The organism is Inhella sp. (genome assembly GCF_041912635.1).
GTDB lineage: Bacteria > Pseudomonadota > Gammaproteobacteria > Burkholderiales > Burkholderiaceae_C > Inhella.
Genome location: NZ_JAYRMO010000017.1, coordinates 13,789 through 25,918, shown reverse-complemented (window position 1 = coordinate 25,918; position 12,130 = coordinate 13,789). Strand labels below are relative to the sequence as shown.

Genomic DNA, 12,130 nt, shown 5'->3' with positions numbered 1-12,130 from the left:
GCATGCGAAGCCTGGATCGCTAGAACCCCAAGCCCGCCCTCCGGCGGGCTTTTCAGCTTCTGAAACCCGTCCCCCATGACTGTCGTCAATGCCCTCCAGATCGTGCGCTGGGCCGCCTGGGCCCCCGGCCTGGATGCGGCTGCGGACTGGGCGGAGTGGCTGGCGGCGCCGACCCCGCTGCGGGGGGACGAAGTGGCTGCACCACCGCTGGCCGAGGTGCCGGCGATGGTGCGCCGGCGCATCGACCCCCTGGGGCGCATGGCCCTGCAGGTGGCCTACCGTGCGCAGGACGACCTGACGCCTGAGGCGGTGCAGGCCATGCCGCTGGTGTTCGCCTCGCGCTGGGGTGAACTGGACCGTTCGGTGGCGCTGCTGCAGGATCTCGCGCGCCAGCAGCCGCTGTCGCCAACCGCCTTCAGCCACTCGGTGCACAACGCCATCGGCGCGCTGTATTCCATCCAGCGCGGCGTGCGGGCGAATCTCTCGGCGGTAGCCGCCGGCGCCTACAGCCTGGAGGCCGGCTGGATCGAGGCCCTGGGTCTGCTGCGCGAGGGCGCAAGCGAGGTGCTGCTGGTGGCCTTCGACGCCCCGCTGCCGGCCGCCTACGCGGCCAGCGGGCTGGACGCCGCACGGATGCGTCCGCATGCGCTGGCCTTGCGCCTGCGTCTGGGGGGCAGCTTGCAGCTGCAGGCCGAGCCGAAGACGACCGAGCCCGATGACGGCTTGCCGCCGGCGCTCCGTGCCCTGCGCTTTTTCACCGATGGCGAGGCCGAACTGCGCCAGGGGCCTTGGCGCTGGAGCCGCGCGTGCTGACCGGGTGGCGCCGTGCCTGGCGCGCCCCGGTGACGGGCCTGCTCTTTGCCTGCTTCGGCCTCGGCGGGGTTCTGCTCGGCCTGACGGCCTTCCCGCTGCTGCAGCTGCTGGTGCGGGAACCGCAGCGTCGGGTCCGCTGGGCGCGCCGGCTGGTGCAGCGCAGCTTCGCCACCTTCGTCTGGATGATGCGCGCCGGCGGCATCGTGGACACCCGCATCGTGGGCGCCGAGCGCCTGCAGCGCCGCGGCCAGCTGATCCTGGCCAGTCACCCGACCCTGGTGGACGTGGTGGCCCTGATTGCCGCCACGCCGAATGCCGATTGCGTGGTCAAGGCCAGCCTGGCAGACAACCCCTTCACGCGCTGGCCGGTGCGCGCCTGCAACTTCATCCGCAACAACGGCGGCCCCGAGCTGCTGGACGACTGCAAGGCCAGCCTCGCGGCCGGCGGCAATCTGGTGATCTTTCCCGAGGGCACGCGCAGCGTGCCGGGCCAGCCCCTGCAACTGCAGCGCGGCGCGGCGCAGCTGGCCCTACGCGCGGGCGTGCCGGTGACCCCGGTGCGCATCCTGTGCGAGCCCATCGGCCTGACCAAGGGACGCCCGTGGTGGCGCACCAACGACCGGCCCATGCGCCTCACCCTCGAAGTGGGGGAGGACTTGCCGATTGCGCCCTTTCTAGAGGCCGCGAACGGCGAAACCCCGCTCGCCGCCAGGCGCCTGACGGGATACTTGAAAGCTTATTTTTCGGAAGGGAGAGAGGCATGAACGATGCCCTGGAGCTGGAGATCAAGAACCTGCTGATCGAGGCCCTGAACCTGGAGGATCTGAGCCCCGAACAGATCGACCCGGAGGCCGCCTTGTTCGTCGAAGGTCTGGGGCTGGATTCGATCGATGCGCTTGAGCTCGGTCTGGCGCTGCAGAAGCGCTACGGCGTCGCCATGTCGGCCGATTCCGAGCAGACCCGCCGCCATTTCCGTTCGATCCGTGCGCTGGCCGAGTTCGTCGCCGGCAGCCGCAAGCAGTGAACCGCCTGAGCAGTTGAGGAGTGCGCCGCCATGAGCGAGCAAGAAATTTTTGAGCGCCTGCGCGCCATCCTGATCGAGACCTTCGACATCGAGGCGGAGCTGATCAAACCCGAGGCGAAGCTCTACGAAGACCTGGACATCGACTCCATCGACGCAGTGGATCTGATCGTCAAACTCAAGCCCCTGGTGGGCCGCCGCCTGCAGCCCGAGGCCTTCAAGTCCGTGCGCACGCTGCAGGACGTGGTGCGCGCGCTGCAGGGCCTGCTGGCCGAGGCCGCCGCCGACGAGCAGGGACCGCTGGCGAGCGCCGCCTGATCCTTTGCGAAACCTCTTCTGGGTGGCGCTGACCGCCACCTACCCCCTGTTGGTCTACTTGGGCCTGGCGCACGCCGAACCGCGTGCCCTGGCCCTGCTGCTGCTCAGCCTGGCGCTGGCGCGCTTTCTGGCCTCGCGCAGCCAGCAGGCCTTGGGGCTGGCCCTGGCCGGCCTGCTGCTGGCCGCGCTCACCGCCTGGTCGAATCAACTGCTGCCGCTCAAGCTTTACCCGGTCGCCGTGAGTGCCGCATTGCTGGTGCTATTCGGCCTCAGCCTGTGGAAGGGACCGACCGTGGTGGAGCGCCTGGCGCGCCTGCAGGAGCCGAATCTGGACGCGCATGGCGTGGCTTACACGCGCCGCGTCACCCAGGTGTGGTGCGGCTTCTTCGTGCTCAACGGCAGCCTCGCGCTGGCCACCGCGCTGTGGGGATCGGACGCCACCTGGGCGCTCTACAACGGCCTCATCAGCTATGGCCTGATGGGCCTGCTGATGGGCGGCGAATGGCTGGTGCGGCGGCGCGTGCGCGCCCACAAGACGGCGGAGAGCTGAACCATGTGGCGTGAACTGGCACTGGGCCTGGCCGGCCCGCTCAGCCCCATGCGCCAGGCGCAGCCGGTGGGCTTTCGGGCCGGCCAAGCGGTGATGCAGCCTGAGTGGCGCGCCGAGGTGGCCGGCTGGGCCGCGCATTTCGCAGCCCAGCCCGGCGCTGACGTGGCCCTGTACTTCGAGGACAGCGTGCACGCCGCCGCGGCGCTGTTCGGCGCCTGGCATGCCAGCAAGACGGTGTGGTGGCCGGGCGATGCCCTGCCGGCCACGGCCGAGCGCCTGGCGGCTCAGGTAGCGCACCTTGCGGGCGACTGGCCCGCCACGAACTGCGCACGCGTGGCGCCGCAGACGGAGCCGGAGTGGCAGCCGCTCAATGCCCAGGCCCCTGCGCTGGTGGTGTTCACCTCGGGCAGCACCGGCGAGCCTGTGGCCATCCCCAAGCGCCTGCACCAGCTGTTCGATGAAGTGCGCGCGCTAGAGGCCAGCTTCGGCAGCCGGCTGGAGGGCGCGCGAGTGGTTGGCACCGTCAGCCACCAGCACATTTACGGCCTGCTGTTCCGCCTGCTGTGGCCCTTGGCGGCCGGACGGCCCATCGTGGCCGAGCGCCAGGCCTATCTGGAAGATCTGACCCAGCAGCCCGGGCGCCTGGCCCTGGTGGCCAGCCCGGCCCATCTGAAGCGCCTGGCCCTGCCCGACCTGGCCGGCCTGCCGGAGCGGCTGGCGGCGGTGTTCACCTCCGGCGGGCCGCTGCCGGACGATGCGCTCGCCCCCTGCGCTGAAGGCCTGGGCCAGACGCCGATCGAGGTCTACGGCAGCAGCGAGACCGGGGGCGTGGCCTGGCGCCAGCGCGCCCCGGGTGATGACGCCCAGCACCCCTGGCGTGCACTGCCGGGTGTGGACTGGCGCATCGAGGACGACCAGCTGGCGCTGCGCTCGCCGCAGCTCGGCAGCCTGGACTGGTTCCTGGCGGCCGACCGTGTGCGCGCCGAAGGCCCGGGCTTCGTGCTGCTGGGCCGCGCCGACCGCATCGTCAAGATCGAGGAAAAGCGCGTCTCGCTGGCGGCCATCGAACAGGCCCTGCTGGCATTGGGCGGCGTGCAAGAGCTGCGCCTGCCCTTGCTTCCGGGGCGGCGCCAGGAACTGGGCGTGGTGCTGGTGCCCACGGCCGCGGCCTGGGAGGCCATCGAGACCCAGGGCCGCACCGCCTGGCTGGCGCCGCGCAAGCGGGCGCTGGAGCCGCTGTTGGAAGCGACGGTGCGCCCGCGCCGCTGGCGCCTGGTGAGCGAGCTGCCGGTAAACGCCCAGGGCAAGACTACCCAGATCGCGCTGGCGGCCTTGTTCGACCCCATGCGTCCGAGTGCGCGCCTGCTGCAACGCGAGGCACAGCGTGCTTGCTGGGCGATCGAGGTGGAGGCGCGCCACCCGGGCTTCGACGGCCACTTCCCCGGTCACCCGGTGCTGCCGGGCGTGGTGCAGCTGGATTGGGCCGAGCGCTTTGGCCGCGAGGCCTTTGCCCACCTGCTGCCAGCCTTTGCCGGTCTGGATCAGCTGAAGTTCCAGCAGGTGATTCCACCTGGCGCGCGGGTGGAGCTGGAGCTGCAGTGCGACGAGGCCGGGCGCGAGCTGCGTTTCGTGCTGCGCAGTGCGCGCGGGCCCCATGCGAGCGGCAAGCTGCGCTTTGCCGCGGCCGGGGAGGGCGCATGAAGCTGGTGGTGGTCATCCCCGTCTACAACCACGGCCAGGCCGTGGGCGGCGTGGTGGCCAAACTGCGCAGCCAGGGCCTGCCCGTGCTGCTGGTGGACGACGGCTCGAACGCCGACACCGCCCGTGCCCTGAACGTGCTGGCCACGCAGGACGGCGTGCAGCTGCTGCGCCTGGCGCAGAACCAGGGCAAGGGCGGCGCCATGATGGCCGGCTTCCGTGCCGCGGCGGCGCAGGGCTTCAGCCATGCGCTGCAGATCGACGCCGATGGCCAGCACGATGCGCTGGATGCGCAGCGCTTCGTGGCGGCGGCGCAGGCCCGGCCCGACGCCTTCATCTGTGGCTGCCCGCTGTACGACGCCTCGGTGCCCAAGGGTCGGCTGTACGGGCGCTATGCCACCCATGTCTGGGTCTGGATCAACACGCTCTCGTTCGCGGTGCGCGATTCGATGTGCGGCTTCCGGGTCTATCCGCTCGCACCCACGCTGGCGCTGATCGAGCGCGTGTGCATCGGCACGCGCATGGACTTTGACGTCGAGATCGCCGTGCGCCTGGTCTGGGCCGGCGTGCCGGTGGTGAACATGCCCACGCGCGTGCACTACCCCGAGGACGGCGTCTCGCACTTCCGCGTCTGGCGCGACAACCTGCGCATCAGCTGGATGCACACGCGCCTGTTCTTCGGCATGTTGCTGCGCTTGCCGCTGCTGCTATGGCGCAAGCTGGCCTGAACCCCGCCACCCGCTCCGGCACGCATTGGGCGGCGCTGGGCGAGCACACCTTTGTCGGCGGCATCTGGCTGCTCTATGCCGTGCACCGGCTGTTCGGGCGCGCCGCCTTTCGCGTGCTGAGCGCGCCGGTGGTGCTGCTGCACTGGTGCACGCGCCCCGCGCTGCGCGCGGCCTCGCTGGACTATCTGCGCCGTCTGCACGCCGCCCGCCCGGGCCTGTTCGCGCGCGCACCCGGCTGGCGCGAGGGCCTGCGCCATGTCGCCTGCTTTGCCGAAACCATGCTGGACAAGCTGCTGGCCATGGCCGGGCGCTACCCGGCGGCGCGTATCAGTGAACGCGGTGTGGCCGATGTGGACGTGGACCTGCGCGCCGGGCGTGGCGGCATCTTCGTCACCGCGCATATGGGCTGCCTGGAGCTGTGCCGCGCCTTTGCGCGCGAGAAGAGCATCCTCAAGCTCACGGTGCTGGTGCACACCAAACATGCCGAATCCTTCAACCGCCTGCTGCAGCGCCTGGACCCGCAGGCCCGCGTGCGGCTGATGGAGGTCAGCGAGTTCAGCCCGGCCACCGCGGTGCAGCTGCAGGCCATCGTGGCCGAAGGCGGCTGGGTGGCCATTGCCGGTGACCGCGTACCCATTCACTCCGCCCAGGTGGCCGAGGTGCAGTTCCTGGGCCACACGGCGCCGCTGCCGGTCGGCCCCTATGTGCTGGCCAGCCTGCTGCGTTGCCCACTGGTGCTGCTGAGCTGCTTGCACCAAGGTGCCGGCTATCAGATCCGCTTCGAGCGCCTGGCCGAGCGCGTGGAGCTGCCGCGTGGTCAACGCGCCGAGGCCCTGCAGCGCTACGCCCAGGCCTATGCCGATGCGATTGCCGCGCGTTTGGCCGAATCGCCCTACGACTGGTTCAATTTCTATGCCTTCTGGGAACGCCCCGATGCACCGCCCACCGTCTGATTCCGTGCTGTTCGACGGCCGCCCGCTGTGCCTCGAAGACATCGTGCGCATCGCGCGCGGCCAGGCGCGTGCCGAACTCTCGCGCGACGAGGCCTTCGTCGCCCGCATCGACGCCGGCGCCGCCTTCGTGGCCCGGCTGCTGGCTGAAGACGGCGTGGTCTACGGCATCACCACTGGCTATGGCGACAGCTGCACTGTCAGCATCCCGCCCGCGCTGGTGGCCCAGCTGCCCACGCACCTCTACACCTACCACGGCTGTGGCGCCGGTGCGCTGCTCACACCGGAGCAGACCCGCGCCGTGCTGGCGGTGCGCCTGCAGTCGTTGGCACAGGGCGTGTCAGGCGTCAGCTATGCGCTGCTGCAGCAGCTGGCGGCCCTGCTGGCGCACGACATCCTGCCGCAGATCCCGAGCGAGGGCTCGGTGGGCGCCAGTGGCGACCTGACCCCGCTCAGTTATGTGGCGGCCGTGCTGTGCGGCGAGCGCCAGGTCTGGTTCCGCGGTGAATCCATGCCCGCCGCCCAGGCTTTGGCGGCGGTGGGCCTGCAGCCGCACCGTCTGCGCCCCAAGGAGGCGCTGGCCATCATGAACGGCACGGCGGTGATGACGGCCCTGGCCTGCCTGGCCTGGGTGCGGGCCGAGCAGCTGGGCCAGCAGGCCACGCGCTGCACGGCGGCCAATGTGATTGCGAGTAGCGGCAATGCCCATCACTTCGATGCAACGCTGTTCGCCGCCAAGCCTCACCCCGGCCAGCAGCGCGTGGCCGCGCGCCTGCGCGCCGACCTGGCCAGCGACCGCCCCAGCCGAAATGAACTGCGCCTGCAAGACCGCTACTCGCTGCGCTGTGCGCCGCATGTCATCGGCGTGCTGGAAGACGCGCTGCCCTTCCTGCGCCAGCTGATCGAGAGCGAGCTCAACAGCGCCAACGACAACCCGCTGATCCACCCCGAGGAAGAGCGCGTGCTGCACGGCGGGCATTTCTACGGCGGCCACATCGCCCTGGCCATGGACACCTTGAAGAACGCCGTGGCCAACCTGGCCGACCTGCTGGACCGTCAGCTGGCCCTGCTGGTGGACACGCGCTTCAACCACGGCCTGCCTTCGAACCTGAGCGGCGCCCTGGGCGAGCGCGCCGCCATCAACCACGGGCTCAAGGCCTTGCAGATCTCGGTCTCGGCCTGGACCGCCGAGGCCCTCAAGCAGACCATGCCGGCCTCGGTGTTCAGCCGCAGCACCGAATGCCACAACCAGGACAAGGTCAGCATGGGCACCATCGCCGCGCGCGATGCGCTGCGCGTCATCGAGCTGACCGAGCAGGTGGTGGCGGCCATGCTCATCACCGCCCGCCAGGCTCTGGCCCTGCGCGAGCGTCTGGGCGCGCTGAACCTGACTCCGGGGCTCGCGGCGTGGCGCGCCGACCTGGACGCGCGCGTGGCCCTGATCGAGGAAGACCGCGCGCTCGACGTCGACTTGCAGCGCCTGCTCACGGCCCTGCGCGAACCTGCTTGGGATTTGTATGCCGGGACGTGAAGACCCCCGCCTGGTGCATGAGGTCGAGCTCAGCCCGGCCTTTCATGACCTGGACCCGATGCACATCGTCTGGCACGGGCGCTATGTGCAGTACCTGGAGATCGCGCGCAGCGCGCTGATGCAGCGCTTCGACTACGACTATCCGCAGATGAAGGCCAGCGGCTACGCCTGGCCCATCGTGGACCTACACCTCAAGTACGTGCGCCCGGCTGAGTACGGCATGAAGCTGATCGTGCGCGCCGCCATCACTGAGTACGAGAACCGCCTCAAGGTCGAGTACCGCATCCGCGATGCCGCCACTGGCAAGGTGCTGACCAAGGGCCACACCATCCAGGTGGCGGTGCGCTGGGAAACCGGCGAGCTTCAGTTCGTGTGCCCGCCGGTGCTGTGGGAGCGCCTGGGCGTGAAGCCGGAGGACGCCGCATGAAGCGCCGCCATCTGATGCTGGCCGCGCTGCCGCTCAGCGCAACGGCAGCGCCGCTGGCCGAGATCCAGCAGCGCCTTCAGCAGCCCGCGCTGGCACGCGGCCGCTTCGAGCAGGACAAACGCCTGGCCGGCTTCGCCAAGCCGCTCAAGAGCACGGGCGACTACCTGCTCGTGCGCGGCAAGGGCGTGCTCTGGCGCACCCTCACGCCCTTTGCCTCGCAGCTGGCGCTGACGCGCGATGCCATCCGTGCCGATCACTTCCAACTCGACGCCGGCAAGGAGCCGAGCGTGCGCGTCGTCACCGGTCTGATGCTGGCCCTGCTGGACGGCAACCTCGCCGCGCTGCAGGCGCAGTTCGAGCTGAGCGGCAGCCTGCGCGGCGCGCAAGGCTGGCAGGCCGAGCTGAAGCCACGCGAAGCCGCGCTGGCGCGCCTGTTCCAACGCATCGAGCTGGAGGGCGACCGCCAGGTGCGCCGCATCCAGCTCTTCGAGGCACAGGGCGACCAGACCCTGATCCGCTTTGACGAGCAGCAGCGCGAACCGGCACCGCCCAGCCCTGACGAGGCGCAGCGCCTTGCGTGAAACGACCCGCTGGGCCTGGCTGTGGGCGCTTCTGCTGTTGCTGTTGGCTGCGGGCCTGGGCCTGACGGCCTGGCAGGGCAAGCTGCGCATCAACACCGATGTGCTGGCCATGTTGCCCAAAGACGAGCGCCGGCCCGAGGTCGAGCAGGCGCTGCAGGCCCTGGCCAAGGCGGGTGATGGCCGGCTGATCGTGCTGGTCCAGAACGCCGCGGCGGCCGATCGCTTCGCGGAGGTCTTCGCCGCCCAAGCCCCGGGCGTGAGCCTGCGCCACAAGGTGGACCCGGCCCAGCAAGCCGCTTGGCTGGACTTCTTCACCCCGCAGCGCGGCGCCTTGCTGACCGACGCCCAGCGCACCCAGCTGCAAACGGCTGGCGCCGAAGCCCTGGCCCAGCAGGCCGTGCAGAACCTGTTGCAGCCGGTGGGCGCATTGCGGGTGGGCCGCTGGGCGGATGACCCCTTCAACAGCTTGGGCCAGTGGATCGCCGAGCGCGCCCAGGGCAGCCGCGTGCGCGTGCATGAAGGCCGCCTGACCGTGCATGCGCCCGACGGTGACTGGGCACTGATCCTGATCGACAGCCCCGGCAGCGCCTTTGCGCTGGCGCACAACGAACGCCTGGCCCAGGCGCTGGCCACCGCCCGCTCCGCCGTGGCACCCGCCAAGGTGATCGCCGCCGGCGTGCCCCTGCATGCGCACGCGGCTGCCACGCAGGCGCAGAGCGAGATGCATCTGATCGGCGCCGGCTCGCTGGTCGGCGTCTTCGTGCTCAGCTGGTTCGCCTTCGCGCGCATCCGCCCGCGCCTGCTGGTGCTGCTTTCGGTCGGCAGCGGCCTGCTGGTGGCCGTGGGCCTGACGCTGGCGGTGTTCGGCGAGCTGCACCTCATCACCCTGGTGTTCGGCGCCAGCCTGGTGGGTGTGGCCGAGAACTACGCCAGCAGCTACTACGCCGCGCGCATCGAGCGCGGCGCCGAGCAGCGCTTTGCCGTCATGCGCGAGCAGCTGCCCACCATGGGCCTGGCCCTGCTCACCACCCTGGCCGGCTACGCCCTGCTCGCCACCACGCCCTTCCCGGGCCTGCAGCAGGTGGCGCTGTTCTCGGCCGCCGGCCTGGCCGCCGCCTTTGTCACCACCTGGCTGTGGTTCCCGCACCTGGACCGTGGCAGCGTGCCCCTGCGCCCGCTCACCCGCGCCATGGGCCGCGCCTGGGCGGCCTGGCCAGGCCTGCGCCCGCGCGCGCTGGCGCTGCTGCTGGTTGGTCTGGGTGCCTTGACGGCCTGGGGCTTCGCGCGCTTGCAGGCCAATGACGACATCCGTCTGCTGCAGGCCACGCCGCCGGCCTTGCTGCAGGACCAGATCGAACTGGCCCGCCACCTCGACCTGCCCAGCCCGGCACAGTTCTTCCTGCTCGAAGCCAGCAGCGAGGCCGAGCTGCTGCAGGCCGAGGAAGCGCTGAAGGCCAAGCTCGCGCCGCTGCGCGAACAGAAGCTCATCAGCGGCTGGCAGGCGGTGTCGGATTGGGTGCCCTCGCCCGCGCGCCAGCAGGCCGATACCGCGCTGCTGCAGCGCCGCTGGGCCGAGGCCGCGTCGCATGTGCAGGCCCTGCTGGGCCAAGACCTGCCCGCGGGCGAGGCCGCTGCGCCCAAGCTCCTGAAGGTCACCGACTGGCTGGCCGCACCTGTCTCCGAAGCGGCACGCCATCAATGGCTGGGCGCAAACGCCCAGGGCCGCTGGCATGCGGTGCTGCAGCTGCGCGGCGTGGCCGGTGTGCAGGCCTTGCCGGCCTTGGCAGCCCTGGCCGATGGCAGCGCCGTGCGCTGGGTTGACAAGGTGGCCGAGGTCTCTGAGCTGCTGGCACGCCAGCGCGTGCGCATGGCCATCGTGCTCGCCATCGCCATCGTCGCCGTGGCGGCCCTGCTGGCCTGGCGCTTTGGCCGGCGCAGCTGGCGCGCGCTCTTGCCCACCATGTTGGCCGGCGCACTCAGCCTGGCGTTACTGGGCCTTGCCGGCCAGCCCCTGCAACTCTTCCATGTGCTGGCCCTGCTGCTGCTGCTGGGCGTGGGTGTGGATTACGGCATCTTCTTGCTGGCCCAGCCGCAGCGCGCAGACTTGCGGGCTTTTGTCTCCGTCACGCTGGCAGCTGCTTCCACCTGGCTGGCCTTCGGCCTGCTGGCGGCCTCCAGCACCCCGGCGCTGCGCGCCTTCGGCATCACCCTGGGCCTGGGAATCGTGCTGGCCTGGGTCTTGACCCCCTTTTTCATTCCGGACGAACCCGACCATGCGAGTTGAAACCTGCGACGTTTGCATCATTGGCGCTGGCCCCTCGGGGGCGGTGGCGGCGGCCTTGCTGCGCCAGCAGGGCCTGGCGGTGACGGTGCTGGAGCAGCAGCAGTTCCCGCGTTTCTCGATCGGCGAGAGCCTGCTGCCGCAGTCGATGGAATACATCCAGAAGGCCGGCCTGCTGCAGGACGTGGTGGAGGCGGGCTTCCAGTACAAGAACGGCGCGGCTTTCCGGCGTGGTGACAAGCGCACCGCCTTCGACTTCCGCGACAAGTTCAGCTGCGGCTGGGGCACCACCTACCAGGTGCAGCGCGCCACCTTCGACAAGGTGCTGGCCGATGGCGCCGCCAAGGCGGGTGCCGACATCCGCTACCGCCAGCAGGTGACCGCCGTGGCGGTGGGTGAGGGCCAGCAGCCCCTGGTAACCGTGCAGCCGCTGGAGGGCGGTGAGCCCTACCAGGTGCAGGCCCGCCATCTGCTCGATGCCAGCGGCTTCGGCCGCACCCTGCCGCGCCTGCTGGACCTGGAGTTCCCCTCGCAGTTCCCGGTGCGCGCGGCCACCTTCACCCATGTGCAGGACGGCATCACCGACCCCAGCTTCGACCGCAACAAGATCCTCGTCACCGTGCACCCCGAGCATGTGGACGTGTGGTTCTGGACCATCCCCTTCAGCAATGGCCGCTGCTCCCTAGGCGTTGTGGCGCGCGCCGAGTTCTTTGCCAAGTACCCGGCCGACGCTACCGAGCGCCTGAAGGCCATCGTGGCCGAGACGCCGACGCTCGCTACTCTGCTTGAGAACGCGGTGTGGGACACGCCCGCCAACGAGCTCAAGGGCTATGCCGCCAACGTCAAGTCGCTCTGGGGCCCGGGCTTTGCGCTGCTCGGCAATGCCGGCGAGTTCCTCGACCCGGTGTTCTCCAGCGGCGTGACGATCGCGGTGCGCAGCGCCGATCTGGCCGTGAGTTGCATCCTGCGCGAGCGCGCCGGCGAAACCGTGAACTGGGAGGCCGACTACGCCGTGCCGCTGCGCACCGGTGTCGATGCCTTCCGCGCCTTTGTGGAAAGCTGGTACCGCGGCGGCTTCCAGGACGTGATCTTTCACCAGGACCAGAACCCCGAGGTGCGCCGCATGATCAGCTCCATCCTGGCCGGCTATGCCTGGGACAAGAAGAACCCTTACGTCGCCAAGCCCGAGCGCATGGCCACGCTGGAAGCCCTGTGCGCCGCCTGATTCTTTC

13 protein-coding genes are annotated in these 12,130 nt (G+C 70.4%); all 13 read left to right on the top strand.

From position 1 onward, the window contains the following. Nucleotides 1-75 precede the first annotated feature (75 nt). From ACE3QP_RS11530 to ACE3QP_RS11470, 13 genes are read left to right on the top strand one after another with little or no spacing between them, the layout of a single operon-like run. Entirely contained in the window at nucleotides 76-813 is a 738-nt protein-coding gene (locus tag ACE3QP_RS11530; protein ID WP_374436198.1) for a beta-ketoacyl synthase chain length factor, read from the top strand. Next, nucleotides 807-1,577, top strand: coding sequence for a lysophospholipid acyltransferase family protein (locus tag ACE3QP_RS11525; protein ID WP_374436197.1), 771 nt, complete (start codon nucleotides 807-809; stop codon nucleotides 1,575-1,577). The genes ACE3QP_RS11530 and ACE3QP_RS11525 overlap by 7 nt, the downstream gene beginning before the upstream one ends. Then, on the top strand, nucleotides 1,574-1,837 hold the full coding sequence (locus ACE3QP_RS11520; protein WP_198111203.1) for a phosphopantetheine-binding protein: 264 nt from the start codon (nucleotides 1,574-1,576) through the stop codon (nucleotides 1,835-1,837). Before ACE3QP_RS11525 ends, ACE3QP_RS11520 begins: the two co-directional genes overlap by 4 nt. A gap of 30 nt (nucleotides 1,838-1,867) precedes the next feature. Further along, nucleotides 1,868-2,152, top strand: a complete 285-nt coding sequence (locus ACE3QP_RS11515) for an acyl carrier protein (RefSeq protein WP_198111204.1) — start codon at nucleotides 1,868-1,870, stop codon at nucleotides 2,150-2,152. Between the two features lie 4 nt (nucleotides 2,153-2,156). Then, the gene (locus tag ACE3QP_RS11510; protein WP_374436195.1) at nucleotides 2,157-2,702 is read left to right on the top strand and encodes a hypothetical protein; all 546 of its coding nucleotides are present in this window, start codon (nucleotides 2,157-2,159) and stop codon (nucleotides 2,700-2,702) included. A gap of 3 nt (nucleotides 2,703-2,705) precedes the next feature. Next, the gene (locus ACE3QP_RS11505) at nucleotides 2,706-4,403 is read left to right on the top strand and encodes an AMP-binding protein (RefSeq protein WP_374436194.1); all 1,698 of its coding nucleotides are present in this window, start codon (nucleotides 2,706-2,708) and stop codon (nucleotides 4,401-4,403) included. Beyond that, complete coding sequence (locus tag ACE3QP_RS11500) at nucleotides 4,400-5,128, top strand: glycosyltransferase family 2 protein (protein ID WP_374436193.1); 729 nt, start codon at nucleotides 4,400-4,402, stop codon at nucleotides 5,126-5,128. Before ACE3QP_RS11505 ends, ACE3QP_RS11500 begins: the two co-directional genes overlap by 4 nt. Beyond that, on the top strand, nucleotides 5,110-6,081 hold the full coding sequence (locus tag ACE3QP_RS11495) for an acyltransferase (protein WP_374436192.1): 972 nt from the start codon (nucleotides 5,110-5,112) through the stop codon (nucleotides 6,079-6,081). The genes ACE3QP_RS11500 and ACE3QP_RS11495 overlap by 19 nt, the downstream gene beginning before the upstream one ends. After that, nucleotides 6,062-7,609 (top strand): histidine ammonia-lyase, encoded by a 1,548-nt coding sequence (hutH, locus tag ACE3QP_RS11490; protein ID WP_374436191.1) that lies wholly within the window; start codon nucleotides 6,062-6,064, stop codon nucleotides 7,607-7,609. The genes ACE3QP_RS11495 and hutH overlap by 20 nt, the downstream gene beginning before the upstream one ends. Then, nucleotides 7,596-8,036: an acyl-CoA thioesterase gene (locus ACE3QP_RS11485; RefSeq protein WP_374436190.1), complete on the top strand. Its 441-nt coding sequence runs from the start codon at nucleotides 7,596-7,598 to the stop codon at nucleotides 8,034-8,036. Before hutH ends, ACE3QP_RS11485 begins: the two co-directional genes overlap by 14 nt. Beyond that, nucleotides 8,033-8,617 carry an outer membrane lipoprotein carrier protein LolA gene (locus ACE3QP_RS11480; protein WP_374436189.1) on the top strand — a complete coding sequence of 195 codons (585 nt, stop codon included), beginning with the start codon at nucleotides 8,033-8,035 and terminating at the stop codon, nucleotides 8,615-8,617. The genes ACE3QP_RS11485 and ACE3QP_RS11480 overlap by 4 nt, the downstream gene beginning before the upstream one ends. Further along, complete coding sequence (locus ACE3QP_RS11475; protein WP_374436188.1) at nucleotides 8,610-10,901, top strand: MMPL family transporter; 2,292 nt, start codon at nucleotides 8,610-8,612, stop codon at nucleotides 10,899-10,901. The genes ACE3QP_RS11480 and ACE3QP_RS11475 overlap by 8 nt, the downstream gene beginning before the upstream one ends. Continuing rightward, entirely contained in the window at nucleotides 10,891-12,123 is a 1,233-nt protein-coding gene (locus ACE3QP_RS11470) for an NAD(P)/FAD-dependent oxidoreductase (RefSeq protein WP_374436187.1), read from the top strand. Before ACE3QP_RS11475 ends, ACE3QP_RS11470 begins: the two co-directional genes overlap by 11 nt. Nucleotides 12,124-12,130: the final 7 nt, after the last annotated feature.